This window comes from Micromonospora sp. NPDC005173, from assembly GCF_040608515.1.
Classification (GTDB): Bacteria; Actinomycetota; Actinomycetes; order Mycobacteriales; family Micromonosporaceae; genus Micromonospora.
Window position 1 is genome coordinate 138137 of record NZ_JBEXIK010000011.1, and the last position, 21327, is coordinate 159463.

Genomic DNA, 21327 nt, shown 5'->3' on the forward strand with positions numbered 1-21327 from the left:
TCAGCTCCCCTTCCGCGAGCACGAAAGTGGCCGCCCACTCGGGCGGCCACTGTTCGTCGTGCGGTGCCGGGGGTGCCACCGGGCGGCAGCCCCGGGCCGGTCACTTGCGCTTGCGGATCTCCTCGGCGGCCTGCGGGACGATCTTGAACAAGTCGCCCACCACGCCGAAGTCGGCCAGCTCGAAGATCGGCGCCTCGCCGTCCTTGTTGACCGCGACGATGGTCTTCGAGGTCTGCATGCCGGCCCGGTGCTGGATGGCACCGGAGATGCCGAGCGCGACGTAGAGCTGCGGGGAGACCGTCTTGCCGGTCTGGCCCACCTGGAACTGGTGTGGGTAGAAGCCGGAGTCGACCGCCGCGCGGGACGCGCCGACGGCGCCGCCGAGCAGGTCGGCCAGCTCCTCGACCAGCTTGAAGTTGTCCGCGTTGCCGACACCGCGACCGCCGGAGACGACCACGCCGGCCTCGGTCAGCTCGGGGCGGGAGCCCTTCTGCTCGGCGACCCGCTCGACGACCTTGGCCAGCTTGTCGCTGTCGGTGACCGACACCGTGAGCTGCTCGATCGTCGGGGTGGCCGCCGCCGCGGTCGGGGTGACCGAGTTGGGCCGGACGGTGACCAGCGGCAGGCCCTTGGTGACCTTGGACTTGACGATGGTGGAGCCGGCGAAGGCGATCTGGGTGGCGGTGCCGTCGGCGGCCAGGCCGACCACGTCGGTCAGGATGCCGTTCTCCAGCTTGACGGCGAGCCGGGCGGCGATCTCCTTGCCCTCCTGCGCCGAGGCCAGCAGCACGGCGGCGGGCTGCACCCGCTTGACCAGCTCGGCCAGCACGGTGGCCTTGGGGGCCACCAGGTAGCCGTCGATCTCGTCACCCTCGGCCGCGTAGATCTTCTCCGCGCCGTACTCGCCCAGCTTGCCGCTCAGCGCCTCGACCGCACCAGCGCCGCCGAGCACGACCGCGCTGGGCGTGCCCAGCTCGCGGGCGAGGGTGAGCATCTCCAGGGTGACCTTCTTGACGCCGAATTCCTTGGTGGCTTCGACGACGACGAGAACCTCAGACATGTCCAGACCCGCTCTCACACGAACTTCTCGGTAGCGAGGAACTCGACCAGCTTGACGCCGCCCTCGCCCTCGTCGGTGATCTTGGCGCCGCCGGAGCGCGGCGGGCGCTTGGTGTGCTCGACCACGGCGCTGGTGGCGCCGTCGAAGCCCACCTCGGTCGGTGCGACGCCGAGGTCGGCCAGGGAGAACGTCTGCACCGGCTTCTTCTTGGCGGCCATGATGCCCTTGAAGGAGGGGTAGCGCGGCTCGTTGATGGTGTCCCAGACGGAGACCACGGCCGGGGTGGAGGCGGTGACGACCTCGTAGCCCTCCTCGGTCTGCCGCTCGACGGTCAGCGTGCCGCCGTCGACGGTGAGCTTGCGGGCGCCGGTGAGCGCCGCGACGCCGAGCCGCTCGGCGAGCATGTGCGGCATGACCTGGACCCGACCGTCGGTGGACTCCGCGCCGCAGATCACCAGGTCGGCGTTGAGCTGACCGAGCGCGGCGGCGAGCACCTTCGAGGTGGCGACCGCGCAGGAACCGTGCAGGGCGTCGTCCACCACGTGCACGGCCTTGTCCGGGCCCATGGAGAGCGCCTTGCGGATCGACTCGGTCGCCCGGTCCGGACCCATGGTCAGGATGGTGACCTCGCCACCGTGCGCCTCCTTGATCTTCAGCGCCTCCTCGATGGCGTACTCGTCCATCTCGTTGATCACGTTGTTCGCCGAACCGCGGTCGACGGTGTTGTCGTCATTGCGCAGGTTGCGGTCCGCGCCCGAATCAGGCACCTGCTTGACGAGTACGACGATATTCATCGCGTTCGACGACCCTCCTGTGTGGTGATGCGATTCGCTCGCCCGGTCTCGGGCGCAGCCTCGCGCGTCGGTCGACGCCCGGTCAACCGCGGGCTGCTGTGCAGTTGCCCACGGCGCAATGTTACCTGCCAGTAGGTTGCGGGCCCCGGGGCACTCAGAGTGACACAGCTCACCGATGTCGCCGGGGCCGCCGCCTGCTCAGGCCGGTCCGGCCAGCGCGCCCCGGATCCGGTCGATGGCCGCGGCCTCCGCCGGGGCCACCCCGTCGTGCGCCCGGGCCACCCGGTCCGCCGCGGTCAGCACCACCTCTCGGTACGCCTCGACGTCCGCCGGCGACTTCTCCCGCAGGATCCGCACCGCCTGACCGAGCGCCGGCAGCACCACCGACTCGATCTCCAGCTGGGAGTCCCGGGGCAGCCGGGGCAGCGGACCGCTGGTCAGCGCATCCTTGACGACCCCGCTGGCGTCGGCCAGCGCGCCGGAGGCGGCGAAGCTCTCCCGGATCACCCCCAACATGCCCGGGGCGGCGTTGGAGACCAGGAACACGGCGCCAAAGACACCGGTCTTGAGGGTCAGCCGCTCATCTTCCGTCAACCGCTGCTCCATGATCACGGAGTGTAGACGTACGGGGTGGTGGTGGTGACCGGGACGAGGCCGAGCCGCTGGAGGATCGGCCGGCTGTCCTCGGATGCGTCGACCTGCAGCAGCGTCCGGTCCCGCTGGTCGGCCAGCCGGGCCCGATAGGTAACCAGCGCCCGGTAGATGCCCTTGCGACGCCACTGCGGCAGGGTGGATCCGCCCCAGAGGGTGGCGAAGCCGGTGTTCGCCGGGAAACGCACCCAGCCGGCGCTCACCACCGTCTCGCCCGCCTCGGCCACCACCACCGTGATCGAGTGCGGGTCGGCGTCAATCTCCTTGGCCAGCCCCGTGACGAGGTGCGAGCGGTCCTCCTGCCAGACCTCCTCCTCCATGGCGGCGATCCGCTCCAGGTCGGCCGGGCTGGTCACCTCACGCAGGCGTACCCCCTCGGGGGCGACCGGCAGCGCGGCCGCCAGCGGCGCGACCGGGCCGACCACCACGGTCTCCCGGTCCTCCGCCACGAACCCGGCGGCGCGCAGGCGGTCCGCCAGGTCCGCTGGCTCGTCGTGCTCGTTGAGCTTCCACTCCACCGACTGGCCGCGCTGGCGGAACAGCTCCACCTGCCGGGCGATCAGCGCGTCCAGCTCGTCCCCGGTCAACCCGCCGAGGTTGCGGTAGGTGAGGAACCCGCCGGCGTCGAGGCCGATGATCCGGACCAGCGGCCCGTCCCGCTCCACCGTCACCCCGGCTGGCACCGGGTCCGGGATCTCCGGGCGGAGTTGGTTGTCATAGGCGGTACGCAGCGTCATCACGTCGAGATCGGTCACCGCCCCAGGCTAAGCCGGAGGGGAAGCGGATAATTGGCAGCGTGTGGGAGGCGATCAGGCGGTGGTTCGACCCGGCGGACCTACGCTCGGTCGGCGAGCCACCGGACTACCGGTTCTCCCTGGCCAACGAGCGCACCTTCCTGGCCTGGCTGCGTACCGGCCTGGCGCTGGTCGGCGGCGGGCTGGCCGCCGCGCAGTTCCTGCCGCCGCTGCCGCTGACCCACCTGCGGGAGGTGATCGCGGTCGCGCTGCTGCTGCTCGGCGGCGCCGTCGCGGTCCGCGCCGTGGACCACTGGGCGCGTACCGAACGGGCCATCCGGCTCGGCCAGGAGCTGCCCGCCTCCCGCTTCCCCGCCATCCTCGCCCTCGCCATCGGAGCCGGCGCCGTGCTGCTGGTGGTCGCGGTGCTGATCCGGGCGGTCGGCGAATCGTGACCGGCGGCCCGCGCCCAAGGCCGGGGGTCGGCCGGTGACCGCCGGGCGCGACCCGGGGCTGCAACCGGAGCGGACCCGGCTGGCCTGGCGGCGCACCGCGCTGGCACTGACCGTGGTGACCGCGCTGGCCGTCCGGCTGGGGTCGACCGGCGACCCGACCGGGGCGCTGATCGCCGGCGCAACCGTGATGGTCTGGGGGGCCGTGCTCGTGCTCTGCTGGCCCCGGGCCACCGGCACCGGGCCGGCGCGCACCGGCGGCCGCACGCTGCCCCTGGTCGCGCTGGCCACCGTCGGGCTCGCACTGCTGGGTGTGCTGCTGGTGGTTCGCCGACTGTGGTGACGGGACAGGGTGCGCCATGATAGGCGTATGGCCCGGCTTGGCGTACTCCTCTTCCTGGTGCAGATCGTCCTCGCGGTCTGCGCGCTGATCAGCTGTCTCTCCGCCGAGGAGGGCCAGATCCGTGCCCTGCCCCGGATCGCCTGGGTGCTGATCATCCTGTTCTTCCCGCTGATCGGTTCGATCGCCTGGTTCCTCGCCGGCCGAGAGCCCAGCGCCGGGACCCGCACGGCCGGGCCGGCCAGCAACGGCCGCACCGGGCGGCAGCGCCCCCGCCCGCTCGCCCCGGACGACGACCCGGAGTTCCTCCGCTCGATGCAGGACCGCGCCCAACAGCAGGACCAGGAGCTCTTCCACCGCTGGGAGGAAGACCTACGCCGGCGCGAGGACGACCTGCGCCGACGCGACAGTGATCCGCCGCGTGAGGGTGACCGGCCGGAGGTGTGAGCACCGGCCCGGCCGCGCCGGTGCCGGCGACCGGGCCGCTGCGGGTCAGACCCGACGCTTGAGCCCACGCACCGCCAGCGGCGCGAAGATCACCGCGATGCCGAAGCCCCAGAGCAGCGTCTGGAGCACCGGGCCGGCCACCGGCCCGCCGACCAGGAGCCCGCGCAGCGCGTCGGCCACCACGGTCACCGGGTTGACCTCCACCCAGTTCTGCAACCAGCCCGGCATCCGGTCGGTGGGCACGAAGATGTTGCTGGTGAAGGTCAACGGGAAGATCACCATGAAGCCGAAGATCTGCACCTTGTCCGGTTCGCTCACCAGCACCCCGACCAGCACCGAGATCCAGGACGCGGCCAGCGTGAACGCCAGCAGCAGCGCGAACGCCCCGACCACCCCGAGCAGCCCGTTGCCGACGCGGAAGCCCAGGATCGCCCCGACGCCGAGCAGCAGCGCGATCGACCAGGCCTGCTTGACGGTGTCGGCGAGGATCCGACCGGCCAGCGGCGCCCACCGGGCGATGGGCAGCGCCCGGAGCCGGTCGAAGACGCCCTTGGTGAGGTCGTTGTTCAGCCCGAACCCGGTGGTCATGGTGGCGAAGAGCGCGTTCTGCACCATGATGCCGGGCAGCATGAAGGTGAGGTACTCGCCGGACGAGCCGGCGATGGCGGTGCCGAAGACGTAGGTGAACAGCAGCACGAACATCACCGGCTGGATGCTCAGGTCGAGCAGCTCCATCGGGTTGTGCTTGATCTGCACCAGGCTGCGCCAGGCCAGCGTGAACGTGTGCCGCAGCCCGGCGGCGGGACCGAGCCGGCGGGCCGGCGTCCGCGCAGGGGTGAGAGTGGCGGCGGTCATGCCGAGGTCCTTTCCAGGTCGGTGTCGGCCGGGGCGTCCTCGGCCCGGTGGCCGGTGAGGGAGAGGAAGACCTCGTCCAGGCTGGCGCCGCGCAGCGCCAGCTCGGCGACCGGAATGTCGGCGGCGTCGAGGCGACTCACCACCGCGGGCAGCACGCTGGGGTCGTTCACCGCGACGGTGACGGCGTTCTGGGCCACCTCGGGGGTCACGCCGGACACCTCGCCAGCGATGGCGACCACGGTGCCCAGGTCGGTGAGCTCGGCCGGTCGCACGGTCAGGGTCTGCCCGCCGGTCTTGGCCTTCAGCTCCTCGGGCGTGCCCTGGGCGATCACCCGGCCGTGGTCGACCACCGCGATCTCCCCGGCGAGCTGATCGGCCTCCTCCAGGTACTGCGTGGTGAGCAGCACCGTCACCCCGTCGGAGACCAGGGTGCGGACGATGTCCCACAGGTCGTTGCGACTGCGCGGGTCCAGGCCGGTGGTCGGCTCGTCGAGGAAGAGCACCTGCGGCCGGCCGACCAGGCTGGCGGCGAGGTCCAGTCGACGCCGCATGCCGCCGGAGTAGGTCTTGGCGGCCCGGTCGGCGGCGTCGCTGAGCTGGAAGTCGGCGAGCAGTTGGCGGGCGCGCAGCCTGGCGTCGGCCCGGCTCAGCCCGAGCAGCCGGCCGATCAGCAGCAGATTCTCCGCGCCGGTCAGAGTCTCGTCGACCGAGGCGTACTGGCCGGTCAGGCCGACCAACTGGCGCACCTGGTGGGCCTCGCGGACCACGTCGAACCCACCGACGGTGGCGTGCCCCTCGTCGGGGCGCAGCAGGGTGGCGAGCACCCGTACGGCCGTGGTCTTGCCGGCGCCGTTCGGCCCGAGCAGGCCGAAGACGGTCCCGGTCGGGACCGCCAGATCAACGCCGGCGAGAGCGGTGGTGGCGCCGAAGCGACGCACCAGACCCTCGGCGCGGACCGCGTAGTCCATCGCAACTCCTGTCGTCTTCGGTGGTGGCACCACCATGGGCGACAGGGCTGACAGCCCGCCGATCCCGGGCTGACGTTACGACGATCGGCGCTGACATTCCGCTGATTTAGCTGCGGAAAGACCGCGCCGCCGCCCGCTGGGCGGGCGACGGCGGCGGCAGGTGCGACTCAGGCCAGGTTCGACGACCGGGGGTACGCGTCGGTCGGGTCGGTGAGCACGTTGACCAGGTACGGCACTCCGGCGTCGAACGCCCGTTGCAACGCCGGACCCAGGTCGGCGGCCTTGGCGACCGTCTCCCCCGCACCGCCGAGGGCGCTGACCACCGTGTCGTAGCGCAGCTCCGGCTGGAGGTCGGCGGCCACGTCGTAGCCGTACATGGCCTGCATCGGGTGCTTCTCCAACCCCCAAATGCCGTTGTTGCCGACCACGATCACCACCGGCAGCTTCTGGCGGACCAGCGACTCGACGTCCATCAGCGAGAAGCCGGCGGCGCCGTCGCCCATCAACACGCAGATCTGCCGGTCCGGGTGGCTGACCCGGGCGCCCATCGCGTAGCCCATGCCGGTGCCCAGGCAGCCGTACGGACCCGGGTCCAGCCAGGTGCCGGGTTGGGCCGGCTCCAGGTACCGCCCGGCGTACGAGACGAAGTCGCCACCGTCGCCGATGGTGATCGCGTCACGGGCCAGCACCCGGCGCAGCTCGCCATAGATCCGGGCCGGCCGGATCGGGTCGGTCTCGGCGGCCATCTCCGCCGCGTCGCGGGCCCGGGCGGCGTCCTCGGCGGCGCGCAGGTCGGCGATCCAGCCGCTGTGGTCGGCCCGGTCACCGGCGTGGTCGGCCAGCGCGGAAAGGATCAGGCGTAGGTCGCCGGCGGGAGCGGCGGCCGGCTGCACGTGCCCGGCCCGCTGGCTGGGCGCGTCGACGATGTGCACCACCTTGGCGTCGCCGAAGTCACCGAAGCTGAGCCGGAAGTCGAGCGGGGTGCCGACCACCACGACCACGTCCGCGCCGGAGAGCGCGGCCCGGCGCGCCTTGGCGAAGGCGAGCGGGTGCTCCGGCGGGAGCGAGCCGCGGCCCATGCCGTTGGTGAAGACCGGCACCTGCAACGCCTCGGCCGCCTCGCGCAGAGCGGCCACCGCGTCGCCGGCGTACACGTCGGAGCCGGCGATGATGACCGGCCGCTGCGCGCTGGCGATCAGCGACGCGGCCCGGGCAACCTCGTCCGGGTCCGGCGCGACGGGGTCGATGCCGGTCGGGGCGGGCACCTCGGCCTCGGCGACGGAGAAGACCGTCTCCAGTGGGAAGTCGAGGAAGGCCGGCCCGCGGTGCGGGGTGAGCGCGGCGGTGAGGGCGGCGCCCACCGCGCGCGGGATGTCGTCGGTGCTGAACACCGTCTCGGCGTGCTTGGTGACCGGGGCGACCAGCGGCAGGTGGTCCATCTCCTGGAGGCTGCCCGAGCCCCAGCGGAACGCCGGCGCCCGGCCCCCGAGCACCAGCACCGGGGAGGCGTTGAAGTAGGCGCTGGTCATGCCGGAGATGCCGTTGGTGACACCGGGACCGGCGGTGAGCACGGCGAGGCCGGGACGGCGCTGGAGCTTGGCCACCGCCTCGGCGGCGAAGACCGCGGACTGCTCGTGCCGGACGTCGTAGATCGGGAAGTCGTTCCGGTGCGCGGCGTCGTAGAGCGGGAAGACGTGGCCACCGGAGAGGGTGAACATCTCGCGCACCCCGTACGCCCGCAGCGCGGCGAGCGCCAGCTCCCCGCCGTGACCTTCGACCCGCTCCGTCATCGCCGCTCCCCTTCGTCGCTCATGACCGAAGCCACACGCTACTGGCCGGTAAGCAGAATGTGAACCGTTCTCGGCTGACCGTCGGGCCGGCGACACGTGCCGCCGGCCCCGTCCGCTCAGCGGCCGGTGAAGCCCGGCTTGCGCTTCTCGACGAAGGCCGCCATGCCCTCGCGCCGGTCGTCCGTGGCGAACAGCGCCGCGAAGAGCTGACTCTCCCAGGCCAGGCCCGAGTTCAGGTCCATGTCCAGGCCGCCGTCGACCGCCAGCTTCGCCGCCCGCAGGGCCTGCATCGGCCCGTTCAGGTACGGCGTGACCAGCGCGACCGCCGCGTCGTAGACCTCGGCGGCCGGGACGACGCGGTCGGCCAGGCCGATCCGCAGCGCCTCCTGCGCGTCCACCATCCGCCCGGACATGATCAGATCCTTGGCCCGGGCCGGGCCGACCAGGCGGGCCAGCCGCTGGGTGCCGCCCGCGCCGGGGATGATGCCCAGCTTGATCTCCGGCTGGCCGAGCTTGGCGTCCTCGGCCACCACCCGCCAGTCGCAGGCCAGCGCCAACTCGCAGCCCCCGCCGAGGGCGTAGCCGGTGATCGCGGCGACGACCGGCTTGGGGATCCGGGCGATCGCGCCGAGCGCGCTGGACAGGTTCGCGGCTCGCTCGGCCATGTCCACGTAGGACATCTCGGCCATCTGCTTGATGTCCGCACCGGCGGCGAAGACCTTCTCCCCGCCGTACACGATGACGGCGCGGACCTCGGGGTCGTCGGTGGCCGCCGTGGCGGCGGCGCGCAACTCCTCCTGCACCTGGGTGTTGAGCGCGTTCATCGGCGGCCGCTCCAGCCGGATGGTGCCGATGCCGTCCTTGGTCTCCAGCCGAACGAACTCGCCCACGCTGCCCTCACTTCCTCGTCGAAGTCGCGTGCCAACCTTACGACCCGGCTCGTTGGGGTAAGTAGTCTGGTGTCAGCCCCGCGGGCGGGAGTCCAGCGATGATCACTTATTACGACGACAAGTCGGTCCGGGTCACCTCCACCGCAGTTCGGGTGGACGGCCGCAGCTACGCGCTGGCCGACATCAGCATGATCTGGCACCGCCGGGGCAGCCGCTCCTGGCGGGTGCTCGTCGGGCGGGGCGCGATCGGCGCCGCGCTGGCCGGTCCGCTGATCGCGGCCGTGCTCGGCATCGGCGTGGCCGTCTGGCTGCACCGCTCGCCCACCGTGACGATCGCGATCGTCGGCGCCTCGGTGCTGGTCGGGCTGGCCGTCGGGCCGGTCGCCGACTTCCTCTTCGAACACCTGGACCGCTCGTATGCCCGGGGCAGCCGGCAACTGGAGATCTGGGCGCGCTGGCGCGGCCAGCCGGTACGGCTGCTGTGCACCGGCGACGCGCTGCGCTTCGGGCAGATCTACCGGGCGGTGCAGCGCGCGGTCGAGCACAACAACCCGGTCCGCCCGACCAGCCGCCGATAGCGGCCCACGCTCAGAACCGGATCGGCTCGTCCGGCAGCTCGACGACGTCCCACGGCCGACAGCCGACAGCCGACGGACGCGTGCCGCGCGACGACCGCACCGCCGGTCAGCGCTCGGATCTTGGACACTTACCGTCCGCGTCGATCAGTCCGCGTCGATCGGTAAGTGTCCAAGATCTGAGCGGAACGCACCGGACGCCTGGGTTGCCTGCTGGTGGTTAGGCTTAGTGATGGCCCTCTATTACCGGGACGACGCGGTGCAGGTGACCTCCGAGTCGATCCGGGCGGGCGGTCACGTGATCGCCCTCTCCGATGTGACGTTCGTCTGGCACGCGCGCGGCGCGAAGACCATCGCGGTGCGCGGCCGGGTGTTCGGCCGGGGTGTCCTGGTCCTGCTGCTCTCGCTGCCACCGCTTGTCGCGCTGGTCTGCGTGCTCTCGCTGGCCTATGCGGCGCAGGACCGGGGAAACTGGAAGATGGCGCTGATCATCCTCGCCGCCTGCGCGGTGGGGGCGCTGGCGCTGACCCCGTTCCTGGAGATTCCACTGACCTGGCTGGACCGCTCGTACGAGCGCGGCAGCCACGTGCACGAGCTGTGGGTGCAGCACCACAACCGGGAGCAGTTGCTGCTGCGTACGCCGGACGCGCTACGGTTCGGCCAGATCTACCGGGCCGTTCAGCGTGCCGTCGAACAGCAGGGGGACCAACGGTGAGCAACCGCCGTGGCGAGGCCGCCGCGCTGGCCGGGCTGCTTGCCGTGGCCGGCGCCACCCACCTGCTGCGCCCCGGCCTCTACGACCCGATCGTGCCGGGCGCGCTGCCCGGCCCGGCCCGGTTCTGGACGTACGCCAGCGGGGTCGCCGAGCTGGCGGTGGCGGCGGCGGTGGCGAACCCGGCCACCCGACGGGCCGGCGGTCGGGCCGCGGCTGCTCTCTTCATCGCCGTGCTGCCGGCGAACGTGCAGATGGCGGTGGACTGGCGGCACCGGCGTCCGGCGAAGCGGGCCATCGCCTACGGCCGGGTGCCGATGCAGGTGCCGCTGATCTGGTGGGCCCTACGCGTCGCCCGCGCCGCCCGGTAGGCCCGGGGCCGGTCAGCTCAACGGCAGGGTGCTCAGGCGGCAGGCCGGTCAGGTCAACGGCAGGGTGGTGGCGATCGGCCAGCCCACCAGGGCGGCGCCCAACGCGGCCGGCAGCCAGCGCGGGCCGCCGTACCGGCGCAGCACGGTCGCCCAGGCGGCCTGCCAGCCGAGCAGCAACGCGAACAGCGGCACCACCAGCAGGACGAAGCCGGGCGCCAGACCCACCAGCGCCGACGCCGTCAGCACGAGCACGGTGACCGCGACGACCAGCAGGTGTCGCCCCGTCCGCCCGGCGGCGACCAGCTCGACGCCCAGCAGGAACCGCAGGCAGGCTCCCGCCACCAACGGGAGCAGCCACCAGCGGGCACCGACCGGCAATGCCGAGGTCAGTCCAAGGTGGATCGGCAGCGCGACGGCGAGGACGGCGTACCCGGTCAGCACCAGCGCCGCGACGGCGGTCCGTGCCGGTGCGCGCCGGCCCGCCGGCGCGGCCGTGCCGGACGGCGGTGGCGACGCGCCGAACAAGCCCGGCAGCCAACGCTGACCGGCGACCAACAGCACTCCGGTGACCAGCAGGAAGCCGGTGACGTAGCCGCCAACCGCGAGCGGGAGCCAGGCGGTCGGCAGCACCGCCGCGACGGCCGCGCCGACGCCGGCCGCGAGCACCGCCATCGCGAACAGCAGCAGGCCACCGAACGGCACCCGATCCCCGGCCGGCGCCGGACTCCCAGGCGGCGCTGGACTGTCGGGCTGCGCCGGCGCGTCGGGTTCCCGGCCAGAGGGTGGCTCGGTCGATCGGCGGTCGGTCGCCGGGCGCGGCAGGAGCAGGGCCGCCAGCGGGACCACGCCGATGCCGAAGGCGAACACCAGCAGCGCCGCCCCGGCGAGCCGGGCGGTCGGTCGGGGCTGGGCGGTGCCGTCGGCGATGGGCAGCCAGCCGGCGATCCCCTCGTGGGTGCGCGGGGCGAAGAGCACCGAGATGTGCTCAGCACCGGGCACCACCACCACTGGCTGTCGGCTCGTGCCCGCGCCGCGCCGGACGGCATCGTCAGCCGCCCGGCGGAAGGCGGGTAACTCCGCACCGCCCACGATCAGCAGCAGCTCCGCCGGTCGGCCCGGGGACAGCTCGCCGGCGTCGGGCAGCGAGATCGCCACGGTTCGAGCGATCTCCGGGTGCCCGCTGGCGTACCGGGTGACCGCACCGGCGCCCATCGAGTGTCCGACCAGGACGATGCCGTCCGGATCGACGTCCGGCCGGGAGCGTAGGTAGCCGACGGCGGCGTCCAGGTCGGCGGCGAGCGTGGCGGCGGACGTGTCCGGGCCCGCGCCGGGCAGCCGGGCCGGGTTGGCACCGTGTCCGGCGAAGTCGAACAGCAGCGCGACCGCTCCCCGCCGGGCGACGGTGTCGGCGATCGGGCGCATCAGCTGAGCCGAGCCGGCGAAGCCGTGCGCGATCACCACCCCGGGCCGCCGGACGCCGGGCGTCGGAGGGCGGGCACGCACCTCGGTCATCGGCACCCCGGCGACGGTGACGTGCCGGGCGGTGAGGCCGGCGTCCGCCCGGACCAGCACCAGCGCGGCGGCGGCCACCGCCAGCACGGCGAGCAGGACGGCGGTGCGGGTGCTCGGCGGGCGGTGCGGCGTGGGTGCCGACATGCCGGCACCCTACCGTCGGACGACCCGCCCGACGCTCCACCGAGCGCGCCGGCCAAGCGCCGCCGGGCGGTTGTGGTGCGGCCGACGCACACTTGATCCCATGGCGATTCCCCTCCCCACACCGGCCGCCGTGGTCGGCCTGACCCGATCCGCTCTCGACCAGGCGCTCGGCTCGGCCGCCTCGTTCGCCGCCGTGCCCACCCGCGCGTTCGCGGTGCTGGACGGGGTTGAGGCGCTGCTGGCCCGAATCAACGGGGTGGTGGACCGCATCGAGACGACCCTGGACCGGACCGACCAGGTGCTCACCGACGCCGAGACAGCGGTCCGCGAGGTGGCCGTGATCAGCGCCGCCGCGACCACCGCCATCGACACCGCCACCGAGGTGGCGACGGCCGCCGCCGTACTGGTCCAGGAGGCCGACAAGGTCGCGCGGGTGGCCGGCACGGTGGTCGCCGAGGCCGACGCGGTGGCTGGCCGAGCCGCCGTCACCGTGGGCACCGCGGCGGAGGCGGCCGCCACAGCGGCCGAGCTGCTGGCGGTGTACGAGCCGACGCTGCGGCGGGCCGCACCGATGACCGAGCGGTTCGTCGAGCAGCTCAGCCACGAGGAGATCACCGCGGCGATCCACCTGATCGACGAGCTGCCCAAGCTCAAGGAGCACCTGACGGCGGACATCCTGCCGATCCTCGCCACCCTCGACCGGGTCGGGCCCGACCTGCACGACCTGTTGGACGTCACCCGCGACCTCAAGCTCGCCGTGGCCGGCATCCCGGGGCTGGGCATGCTGCGCCGGCGCGGCGAGAAGCTCAGCGACGACGCCGTCTGAGCCCTCGCCGGCCAGCGACGACCTGTCCGCCGCCACCTCAGCAGTCGCAGGTGATCGTTGACCGTGGCGCGGTCAGGTCGTCGACCGGGCGACGGGTCACCCCGGCCCCGGTCACCACCGGCAGCCCTTCCCGCACCCAGTACTCGAACCCGCCGAGCATCTCCTTGACCGGGTGGCCGAGCCGGGCGAACTCCAACGCGGCCCGGGTCGCACCGTTGCAGCCCGGCCCCCAGCAGTAGGTGACCACCGCCGACCCGGCTGGGATCAGCCCGGCAGCCCGGGTGGCGATCTCGGCGGTGGGCAGGTGCACCGCCCCTGGCAGGTGTCCCTGCGCCCAGGCGGCCTCGCCCCGGGAGTCGACGACCACCAACCCGGGAGTACGGGCGGACAGGTCGGCGTGCACGTCGCTGACGTCGGTCTCGATGCTGAGCCGGGCGAGGAGGTGGGCGGCGGCGGTGGCCGGATCGGCCGCCGGGACGGCGAAGGTGTAGGTCATGCACCGATCCTGGCCGCCGTCCCCGCTCCGGACGAGTGGCGGAAACGACGTCCTGCGCTAACATCCCGCCATGCCGACCCGCGCCGTGGCCGCCAACCCACTCCCGTTGCCAACGGCCCGTCGGCCGGCCGCCGGACACCGGGTCGCCGTGCTCGCGTACCCGGGGATGTCGGTGTTCGAGACCGGCATCGTCACCGAGGTGTTCGGACTGCCCCGGCCCGAGTTCGACGTCGACTGGTACGACCTGGTGGTCTGCGCTGAGCGGCCCGGGCCGGTGCCGGTCGTCGGTGGGGCCAGCCTGCACACCCCGTACGGCCTGGCGGAGCTGGCGGCGGCACAGACGGTCATCGTTCCCGGCGTGCCCGACGTGACCGCCGACCCGTCATCCGAGTTGGTGAGCGCCCTGCTTCGAGCGCACCGGCGGGGTGCCCGGATCATGTCGATCTGCTCTGGCGCGTTCGCGCTGGCCGGCGCCGGGCTGCTGGACGGGCGGCGGGCCACCACCCACTGGCAGTACGCGGAGCTGCTGGCGCGGCGGTACCCGCGGGTCGAGGTGGACCCGGACGTGCTCTACCTCGACGACGGCGACCTGCTCACCAGCGCCGGCAGCGCCGCCGGGCTCGACCTCTGCGTGCACGTGGTTCGGCGGGACCACGGCTCGGCGATCGCCAACGCGGTCGCCCGCCGGTTGGTGATCCCCCCGCACCGCGACGGTGGGCAGGCCCAGTTCGTGGAGGCGCCGGTGACCACCGACCCGGACGACGACCGGATCGCCGCCAGCATCGACTGGGCGCTCGCGCACCTCACCGAGCCGCTGACCGTGGCCCAGCTCGCCGGGCAGGCGCACATGTCGCCCCGCACCTACCTGCGGCACTTCGCCCGAGCCACCGGGACCAGCCCGATCCGGTGGCTGATCGACCAGCGGGTCCGGGCCAGTCTGGCGCTGCTGGAGGAGACCGACGCCCCGGTCGAGCAGATCGCCGGCGCGGTGGGCTTCGACACCCCGGTCACCTACCGCCACCATTTCGGTCGGGTCATGCTGACCTCGCCGTCGGCGTACCGCCGGGCCTTCCGTACCGGAGCGGCGACGGGCCGGCCGGCGTAGCGCGGGCGGGTCAGCCCCGGGCGTACAGCTCGTCGATCTCGGCGCGGCGGGGCAGAGCCACCGAGGCGCCGAGCCGGCGCACGCAGGCCGCGCCGGCCGCCGCCGCCCAGCGCACCGCGTCGAGCAGGTCCCGTCCCTCGCCCCAACCGACGGCCAAGGCGGCGGTGAACGCGTCGCCCGCCGCCGTGGAGTCGACCACATCGACCCGGACGGCGGGCACGTGCACCTCGGCGCCCTCGCGGTCGACGTACCAGGCACCCTCGCCGCCGAGGGTGAGCACGGCTCGGGGCACCAGGTCGAGCAGCGCCCGTGGCTCCCGACCTCGGCCGGTGAACGCCTGCGCCTCACCCTCGTTGACGACCAGCAGGTCCACCGCCGCGAACAGCTCCGGCGGCACATCCCGGGCCGGTGCGGCGTTCAGGATGACCCGGGTGCCGGCGGCGCGGGCGGCCACCGCGGCGTCGGCCACCGTCTGCACCGGGATCTCCAGCTGGGCGACAAGGACGTCCGCCGCACGGACCGTGGCCAGTTCCTCCTCGGTGAGGCCGAGCAGCGCGTCGTTCGCGCCGGGGGTCACCACGATGGCGTTCTCCCCCTCCGCGTTGACCATCACCAGCGCCACCCCGGACGTGCCGTAGACCACCCGCAGCTGGCCGGTGTCCACCCCGGCCGCCGCGATCCGGGCCGTGAGGGTGACGCCGAACGCGTCGGAGCCGATCGCACCGAGGAAGGCACAGGAGGCGCCGGCCCGGACCGCGGCGACGGCCTGGTTGGCGCCCTTGCCGCCGGGCACCATCACGAAGTCGGTGCCGAGCAGGGTCTCGCCCGGTCGGGGCAGCGCGGGCGCCATCGCGACCAGGTCCATGTTGGCGCTGCCCACCACGACCACCCGGGTCTGCGGCACGGTGACCTCCCGCCCTGTCCCCGGGCTCAGGCGGCGCGGGCGGTGAAGCGGTCGCCCGAGCGCTCGACCACCAGCGGCAGGCCGAAGGTCTTGGAGAGGTTGTCGCCGGTCAGCGTCTCGGCGAGCAGGCCCTGCGCGACGGCTACGCCCTCCCGCAGCAGCAGTGCGTGGGTGAATCCCGGCGGGATCTCCTCCACGTGGTGGGTGACCAGCACCAGAGCCGGGGCGTCCGGGTCGTACGCCAGCTCGGCCAGGCGGGCCACCAGGTCCTCGCGCCCACCCAGGTCGAGCCCGGCGGCGGGCTCGTCGAGCAGCAGCAGCTCCGGGTCGGTCATCAGCGCGCGGGCGATCTGCACCCGCTTGCGCTCACCCTCGGAGAGGGTGCCGTAGCGGCGCTCGGCGAGGCCGCCGATGCCGAGCTGGCTCAGCAGCGCCCGCGCCCGCGCCTCGTCGCCGCGCTCGTAGCTCTCCCGCCAGCGGCCGACCACCGACCAGGCGGCGGTCACCACCACGTCGCTGACCCGCTCGTCGGCGGGCAGTCGCTCGGCGAGCGCGGCGGTGGAGAGCCCGATCCGGGTGCGCAGCTCGTTGACGTCGGTGCGGCCGATCCGCTCACCGAGCACGTGGGCGACACCGGTGGTGGGGTGCAGTCGGCCGGCGGCGAGGTTGAGCAGGGTGGTCTTGCCGGCCCCGTTGGGACCGAGCACCACCCAGCGCTCGTCCAGCTCGACCCGCCAGGTCAGGTCCTGCAGTAGAGCGGTGCCGGACCGGCGTACACCGACGTTGTCGAGGCTGACCACCAGATCCGGGTCCACGGGTGCGGAGGCGGAGGCGGCGCCGGCAGCGCCGCGGATCAGGTCACCAGTCACCGGACCATCCAACCACGCAGCGCGGCGATGCCCCCCGCGGGCGGCGCCGTGGCCATAGGGTGAGGCACCGTGTCGTTGATCACCACACCCGGAGGACCGACCATGCCCGGTCGAGGTACGGAGTCGCGCGAATGAGCGCGGTCATCGAGATCGAGGGTCTGCGCAAGACCTTCCAGAGCCTGCGGAGCGGCCGACGGGTCGCGGTCGACGGCTTCGACCTGCTGGTCGAGGCGGGCCAGATCCACGGTTTCCTGGGCCCCAACGGTTCCGGCAAGACCACCACGCTGCGTGCCCTGCTCGGGCTGGTCCGGGCCGACAGCGGGCAGATGAGGGTGCTCGGCGAGCCGTCGCCGCAGCAACTGCCCCGGGTGGCCGGCAGGGTCGGCGCCATCGTGGAGAGCCCACAGTTCTTCGGCAACTTCACCGGGCACCGCACGCTACGGCTGCTGGCCCGGGCCGGTGGGGTGCCGACCTCGCGGGTGGACGAGGTGCTGGAGCTGGTCGGCCTGCACGACCGGGGCGACGAGCGGGTGAAGGGCTACTCGCTGGGCATGAAGCAGCGCCTCGCGGTGGCGTCCGCGCTGCTGAAGGATCCGCAGCTGCTCATCCTCGACGAGCCGGCGAACGGGCTGGACCCGGCCGGCATCCGGGAGATGCGGGACCTGATGCGGTCGCTGGCGGCGGCCGGCGTGACGGTGCTGGTGTCCAGTCACATCCTGGCCGAGATCCAGCTGATCTGCGACCACGTCACGATCATCTCGCAGGGGCGGCGGGTGGCGGCCGGCCGGGTGGACGAGGTGCTGGCCGGCCACGACCGGCACGAGTTCCTGGTCCGGGTGGCCGAGCCGGAGCGCGCCGCCGAGTTGCTGCGCGCGGCCGAAATGGCGGCGACCGTCGATGGCGGGGCACTGGTGGTGGGCGGGGTGACCGACCCGGCGGCGATCAGCCAGGTGCTCGGCGAGCAGGGGCTGTGGGTGGGCGAGCTGACCCCGCTGCGGCCCGATCTGGAGAGCGTCTTCCTCGAGCTGACCGGCGCCGGCGGGCACCCGTCGGTGCCCCGCCAGGTGGACGACTCGGCGCTGCCGCCCGACGTTGAGGGTGACGCTGTGATCAATCTCGATCGGGGAGTGGACGCGTGAACCTGGTTCGTGCCGAGTTGGAGCGGCTGTCCGCGCGTCGCTTCGTGCAGCTCATGGTCGTCCTGCTGGCACTGGCGTTCGCCGTCACCGCGGCGACCACCCTGGCCGGCTCCCACAAGCCCACCCCGAGCGAACTCAGCACGGCGCGGGCGCAGGCCGCCGAGGCGCGGCAGAGCATGGAGAACCACTTCCAGCAGTGCCAGGCCCGAAAGAACGGCACGCTCCCGTCGAGCGACGAGCTGTACTACCCGTCCGACTGCTCGGAGATCGACCCGATCCGGCAGGACCGGCTGCCGATCGCCGCCGACTTCCTCCCCGGGGTGTTCAGCTTCGCCCAGCAGGCCCGCCCGCTGCTCTACTTCCTCATCGCGTTCCTGGTGCTGTTCGGGTTCCTGGTTGGCGCCTCCTATATCGGCGCGGACCTGAACTCCGGCGGCGTGGTGAACCTGCTGCTCTGGCGACCGCGCCGGATGACGGTGCTCGGTGTCAAGCTGGGCACCCTGCTCGGCACGGTGTTGGCGCTGGCGGTGACGGCCTCGTTGGCCTACCTCGCCACGTTCTGGGTGATCGGGCAGACCGCCGGTCTGGCCGGCCGGCTGGGCGGGGACTTCTGGCGCTCACTCGGGGCGGTGCACGGCCGTGGCCTGGTGCTGGTGCTGCTGGCCAGCGCGCTGGGCTTCGCCATCGCCACGCTGGGCCGACACACCTCGGCGGCGCTCGGCGCGGTCGCCGCGTACGCGGTGGTCTGGGAGTTGGGCGCCCGGCTGGTGCTGCAGATCGTCGACGCCCCGCGCCCGGACCAGCTGATGCTCTCCAGCTACATCGGGGCGTGGCTCAGCGGTGAGGCGCGGTTCTACGACGGCCAGCTCTGCAGGGGCGACAGCGTGGGCGGCGGGTTCTGCGAGGGGTTCTATTCGCTGACCTGGGCGCCGGCCCTGGTGGTACTGCTCGTGCTCACCGGCGGGTTGACGGCGGCGGCGTTCGCCGTGTTCCGTCGCCGCGACCTGATCTGAGCCTCCGCCGGGCCGCCCGCCTGGGCCGGGCGGCCCCACCTGCTGCGGGCCGCCCGCCCTGGTCCGGGCGGCCCGGCGGACCGGAACGGATGCGGCAAGAGCTTGCAGCACGATGGCCGGCGGCGGTGAAATATTCCTTCACTTGACATCCTCCACCGCCCTGAAGGGCGGGGATTCCCTCGGTCACCCGAGGGGGTTCCTGTTTCACCGGGCCGTGCCTTCGCCGCTTTCGCGGGTCGGGTCTTATCGGCCCTCCACAGGCGTTTCACCTCTCCGCCAGCCCGGCGGCGAGAATGTTCTTCGCGGCGTTGATGTCCCGGTCGTGCACGGCATCGCAGCCGGGGCACGTCCAGGCGCGAACGCCGAGGGTCATCGCGGTGTTGATCCGCCCGCACGCCGAGCAGGTCTTCGTGCTCGGGTGCCAGCGGTCGATGGCGATAACGGTCCGCCCGTACCAGGAGGACTTGTACTCGACCATGGTGCGCAGTTGTGTCCACGCCGCGTCGGAAATGGCGCGGGCCAGCGAGTGGTTGCGCAGCATGTTGCGCACGCTGAGGTCTTCGATCACGACCGTTTGGTTCTCGCGGACGAGTCGAGTCGACAACTTGTGCAGGTGATCCCGCCGCCGATCGGCGATACGGGCATGGATGCGGGCCACCGCAAGCCGAGCTTTGGCCCGGTTCTTGGTGTCCTTGCCCTTGCGGGACAGGTTCCGTTGCGCCTTGGCCAACTTGCGCCGGTCAGCGAGCTCGTGGCGCGGGTTGGTGATTTTCTCCCCGGTGGACAGGGTGAGCAGACTGGTGATGCCCGCGTCCACCCCCACCGCCGTATCGACCGGCGGGAGCGGCGTCACGGTGGGATCCTCGACCAGCAGGGACACGAACCACCGACCGGCCGCGTCGCGGGACACCGTGACCGTGGACGGCTCGGCGCCCTCGGGCAGGGCCCGGGACCACACGATGGTCAGCGGCGCGTCCATCTTGGCCAGGGTGAGCTGCCCGTCACGCCAGCGGAATGCCGAGCGGGTGTACTCCGCCGACGCCCGAGACTTCCGCTTGGACTTGAAACGCGGGTAACGCGACCGCTTGCCCCAGAACGCCGCGAACCCGGCTTGCAGGTGCCGCAGCGCCTGCTGCAAGGGCACGGAGCTGACCTCGTTGAGGAACACCAGTTCCTCGGTGCGCTTCCACTCGGTCAGCCACGCCGAGGACTGCACGTAGGTGCTGCGCTGCCGGTCGACGGCCCACGCGCGGGTGCGCGCCTCCAGCGCCAGGTTGTACACCTTGCGGACGCATCCGAAGGTCCGGTTCAACTGTTCAGCCTGCTGCGGGGTTGGATAGAAGCGGTACTTGTACGCTCGCTTCACCACCTCACCCACGCTTCACATTCTAGCATTTGCCTATGTGAGTCTGCACTTGAAGGGAGGGGGCGGCGTTTCCTCCCCCGCCTGAAGGCAGGGGTATCCACGCCGCGACAACGATGACCCCGCCAGCGGGCTCAGCCGACGGTGGAACCGAACACCTCGTCGCGGACGGCGTCCAGCGCGGTACGCAGCGCACCGCGCAGGATCGGCTCCTCGGTCAGCCCGGTGGGCACCACCCGAGGCCGGACCAGGGTGATCGCCGCGACCTCCTGCTGCACCCGGTCGGCGAGCGCCGCGCCGCCGGCCTGACCGACCTCACCGGCGAGCACCACCAGCGGTGGGTCGAGCACCACGCACGTGCTGGCCACGCCGAGCGCGAGCCGGCGGGCCAACTCGTCGAGCATCGGGCCGCCACCGGCACCGTCGGCGACGGCCGCGCGAACCGCGTCGGCGGCGTCGGCGTCCGGGTAGCCGTACTCGCGGGCGATCGCGCGCACCGAGTCCGCCCCGACCAACTGCTGGAAGGCCGGCTTGGCGCGGCGGGAGACGTCGCGTGGGATGGGCGCGCCGGGCACCGGCAGGTAGCCGATCTCACCGGCCGCGCCGCTGCTGCCGTGGTGCAGCCGCCCACCCAGCATGATCGCCAGGCCGACGCCAGCGCCCACCCAGACCAGCACGAAGTCGGTCAGCCCCTGCGCGGCGCCGGACTGCGCCTCGGCCACCGCGGCCAGGTTCACGTCGTTCTCGAAGACCACCGGCGTGTGCAGGTCGTCGCGCAGGGCGGCGAGCACCCCGCTGTGCCAGCGCGGCAGGTTGAAGGCGAAGGTGATGTCACCGGTGCCGGGGTCGACCAGACCCGGCGTGCCGAGCACGATCCGCCGTACGCTGCTCAGCTGCGCCTGGGCGCTGCTCGCGGCCTGCACGACGGCGTTGTGCACCACGCCCACCGGGTCGTCGGTGTCCCGGGTGGACTGCTCCACCCGGCCGATGACCGCGCCGGTGATGTCGGCGCAGGCAGCCACCACCCGATCCGCCCCGACGTCCACCCCGACCACGTGGGCACTGCTCGGGCGTACGGCGTAGAGCTGGGCGTTCGGCCCTCGTCCACCGGCCTGCTCGCCGACACGGCTGACCAGACCGCGCTCCTCCAGCCGCTCGACCAACTGGGAGGCGGTGACCTTGGACAGCCCGGTCAGCTCACCGAGCCGGGCCCGGGTCAACGGGCCGCGTTCGAGGAGCAGTTCCAGCGCCGCACGGTCATTGAGCGCCCGCAACAGGCGGGGGGTGCCGGGCAGCCGGGTCGCACTCATGCCACGT

Annotated in this window: 24 protein-coding genes; 10 read left to right on the top strand and 14 right to left on the bottom strand. The window is 72.9% G+C overall.

The features are described from left to right. Positions 1-100: 100 nt before the first annotated feature. The 4 genes from ABZV00_RS15575 to ABZV00_RS15590 all read right to left on the bottom strand — a co-directional run bounded on the left by ABZV00_RS15575 (position 101) and on the right by ABZV00_RS15590 (position 3260). On the bottom strand, positions 101-1060 hold the full coding sequence (locus ABZV00_RS15575; RefSeq protein WP_355606221.1) for an electron transfer flavoprotein subunit alpha/FixB family protein: 960 nt from the start codon (positions 1058-1060) through the stop codon (positions 101-103). 14 nt (positions 1061-1074) lie between these two features. Further along, complete coding sequence (locus tag ABZV00_RS15580; protein ID WP_355606223.1) at positions 1075-1854, bottom strand: electron transfer flavoprotein subunit beta/FixA family protein; 780 nt, start codon at positions 1852-1854, stop codon at positions 1075-1077. 198 nt (positions 1855-2052) lie between these two features. Beyond that, complete coding sequence (locus ABZV00_RS15585) at positions 2053-2460, bottom strand: hypothetical protein (RefSeq protein WP_355606226.1); 408 nt, start codon at positions 2458-2460, stop codon at positions 2053-2055. Between the two features lie 2 nt (positions 2461-2462). Further along, positions 2463-3260, bottom strand: coding sequence for a GNAT family N-acetyltransferase (locus ABZV00_RS15590; protein WP_355606229.1), 798 nt, complete (start codon positions 3258-3260; stop codon positions 2463-2465). A gap of 41 nt (positions 3261-3301) precedes the next feature. On the opposite strand from ABZV00_RS15590, the gene ABZV00_RS15595 reads away from it, so the two are divergent. The 3 genes from ABZV00_RS15595 to ABZV00_RS15605 are packed head-to-tail and all read left to right on the top strand — an operon-like array spanning position 3302 to position 4478. Continuing rightward, positions 3302-3694 carry a DUF202 domain-containing protein gene (locus ABZV00_RS15595; RefSeq protein WP_355606232.1) on the top strand — a complete coding sequence of 131 codons (393 nt, stop codon included), beginning with the start codon at positions 3302-3304 and terminating at the stop codon, positions 3692-3694. A 34-nt stretch (positions 3695-3728) separates the two neighbouring features. Further along, complete coding sequence (locus ABZV00_RS15600) at positions 3729-4034, top strand: DUF202 domain-containing protein (RefSeq protein ID WP_355606235.1); 306 nt, start codon at positions 3729-3731, stop codon at positions 4032-4034. Positions 4035-4061: 27 nt separating this feature from the next. Then, a complete protein-coding gene (locus tag ABZV00_RS15605; RefSeq protein ID WP_355606238.1) occupies positions 4062-4478 on the top strand; it encodes a PLD nuclease N-terminal domain-containing protein in 417 nt (138 codons plus the stop codon). A gap of 45 nt (positions 4479-4523) precedes the next feature. Here the strand turns inward: ABZV00_RS15605 and ABZV00_RS15610 are convergent, their stop codons facing one another. The 4 genes from ABZV00_RS15610 to ABZV00_RS15625 form a co-directional block, all read right to left on the bottom strand. Then, the gene (locus ABZV00_RS15610; RefSeq protein ID WP_355606241.1) at positions 4524-5333 is read right to left on the bottom strand and encodes an ABC transporter permease; all 810 of its coding nucleotides are present in this window, start codon (positions 5331-5333) and stop codon (positions 4524-4526) included. Then, positions 5330-6301 (bottom strand): ATP-binding cassette domain-containing protein, encoded by a 972-nt coding sequence (locus tag ABZV00_RS15615; protein WP_355606244.1) that lies wholly within the window; start codon positions 6299-6301, stop codon positions 5330-5332. Before ABZV00_RS15615 ends, ABZV00_RS15610 begins: the two co-directional genes overlap by 4 nt. A gap of 167 nt (positions 6302-6468) precedes the next feature. Beyond that, entirely contained in the window at positions 6469-8091 is a 1623-nt protein-coding gene (locus ABZV00_RS15620) for an acetolactate synthase (RefSeq protein WP_355606247.1), read from the bottom strand. Between the two features lie 116 nt (positions 8092-8207). Further along, positions 8208-8981, bottom strand: coding sequence for an enoyl-CoA hydratase-related protein (locus ABZV00_RS15625; RefSeq protein WP_328424289.1), 774 nt, complete (start codon positions 8979-8981; stop codon positions 8208-8210). A gap of 98 nt (positions 8982-9079) precedes the next feature. On the opposite strand from ABZV00_RS15625, the gene ABZV00_RS15630 reads away from it, so the two are divergent. From ABZV00_RS15630 to ABZV00_RS15640, 3 genes are all read left to right on the top strand, one after another. Continuing rightward, positions 9080-9559, top strand: coding sequence for a DUF6232 family protein (locus ABZV00_RS15630; protein WP_355606250.1), 480 nt, complete (start codon positions 9080-9082; stop codon positions 9557-9559). Between the two features lie 229 nt (positions 9560-9788). Further along, a complete protein-coding gene (locus ABZV00_RS15635; protein WP_355606253.1) occupies positions 9789-10271 on the top strand; it encodes a DUF6232 family protein in 483 nt (160 codons plus the stop codon). Beyond that, positions 10268-10639: a hypothetical protein gene (locus ABZV00_RS15640; RefSeq protein ID WP_355606256.1), complete on the top strand. Its 372-nt coding sequence runs from the start codon at positions 10268-10270 to the stop codon at positions 10637-10639. The genes ABZV00_RS15635 and ABZV00_RS15640 overlap by 4 nt, the downstream gene beginning before the upstream one ends. A 48-nt stretch (positions 10640-10687) precedes the next feature. Here ABZV00_RS15640 and ABZV00_RS15645 read toward each other — a convergent pair whose 3' ends face one another. Then, positions 10688-12295: an alpha/beta fold hydrolase gene (locus tag ABZV00_RS15645; RefSeq protein WP_355606259.1), complete on the bottom strand. Its 1608-nt coding sequence runs from the start codon at positions 12293-12295 to the stop codon at positions 10688-10690. 100 nt (positions 12296-12395) lie between these two features. Here ABZV00_RS15645 and ABZV00_RS15650 point away from each other — a divergent pair, with 100 nt between their 5' ends. Then, the gene (locus ABZV00_RS15650; protein ID WP_355606261.1) at positions 12396-13121 is read left to right on the top strand and encodes a hypothetical protein; all 726 of its coding nucleotides are present in this window, start codon (positions 12396-12398) and stop codon (positions 13119-13121) included. A gap of 37 nt (positions 13122-13158) precedes the next feature. On the opposite strand, the gene ABZV00_RS15655 is transcribed toward ABZV00_RS15650, so the two are convergent. Then, positions 13159-13617 (bottom strand): rhodanese-like domain-containing protein, encoded by a 459-nt coding sequence (locus tag ABZV00_RS15655; protein WP_355606264.1) that lies wholly within the window; start codon positions 13615-13617, stop codon positions 13159-13161. Positions 13618-13687: 70 nt separating this feature from the next. Between ABZV00_RS15655 and ftrA the strand changes: the two genes are divergently transcribed. After that, positions 13688-14722 (top strand): transcriptional regulator FtrA, encoded by a 1035-nt coding sequence (gene ftrA / locus ABZV00_RS15660; protein WP_355606267.1) that lies wholly within the window; start codon positions 13688-13690, stop codon positions 14720-14722. A gap of 10 nt (positions 14723-14732) precedes the next feature. Here the strand turns inward: ftrA and ABZV00_RS15665 are convergent, their stop codons facing one another. After that, the gene (locus ABZV00_RS15665) at positions 14733-15626 is read right to left on the bottom strand and encodes a ribokinase (RefSeq protein ID WP_355606270.1); all 894 of its coding nucleotides are present in this window, start codon (positions 15624-15626) and stop codon (positions 14733-14735) included. Between the two features lie 26 nt (positions 15627-15652). After that, on the bottom strand, positions 15653-16495 hold the full coding sequence (locus ABZV00_RS15670; RefSeq protein ID WP_355606273.1) for an ABC transporter ATP-binding protein: 843 nt from the start codon (positions 16493-16495) through the stop codon (positions 15653-15655). A gap of 131 nt (positions 16496-16626) precedes the next feature. Here ABZV00_RS15670 and ABZV00_RS15675 point away from each other — a divergent pair, with 131 nt between their 5' ends. Together ABZV00_RS15675 and ABZV00_RS15680 are read left to right on the top strand one after the other, a co-directional pair. Further along, positions 16627-17634, top strand: coding sequence for an ABC transporter ATP-binding protein (locus ABZV00_RS15675; RefSeq protein WP_328424269.1), 1008 nt, complete (start codon positions 16627-16629; stop codon positions 17632-17634). Further along, positions 17631-18647 carry an ABC transporter permease subunit gene (locus tag ABZV00_RS15680; protein WP_355606276.1) on the top strand — a complete coding sequence of 339 codons (1017 nt, stop codon included), beginning with the start codon at positions 17631-17633 and terminating at the stop codon, positions 18645-18647. Before ABZV00_RS15675 ends, ABZV00_RS15680 begins: the two co-directional genes overlap by 4 nt. A gap of 265 nt (positions 18648-18912) precedes the next feature. On the opposite strand, the gene ABZV00_RS15685 is transcribed toward ABZV00_RS15680, so the two are convergent. Both ABZV00_RS15685 and ABZV00_RS15690 read right to left on the bottom strand, forming a co-directional pair. Beyond that, positions 18913-20025, bottom strand: coding sequence for an RNA-guided endonuclease TnpB family protein (locus ABZV00_RS15685; protein ID WP_355606279.1), 1113 nt, complete (start codon positions 20023-20025; stop codon positions 18913-18915). Positions 20026-20144: 119 nt separating this feature from the next. Next, positions 20145-21320 (bottom strand): ROK family transcriptional regulator, encoded by a 1176-nt coding sequence (locus tag ABZV00_RS15690; RefSeq protein ID WP_355606282.1) that lies wholly within the window; start codon positions 21318-21320, stop codon positions 20145-20147. Between the last annotated feature and the right edge of the window lie 7 nt (positions 21321-21327).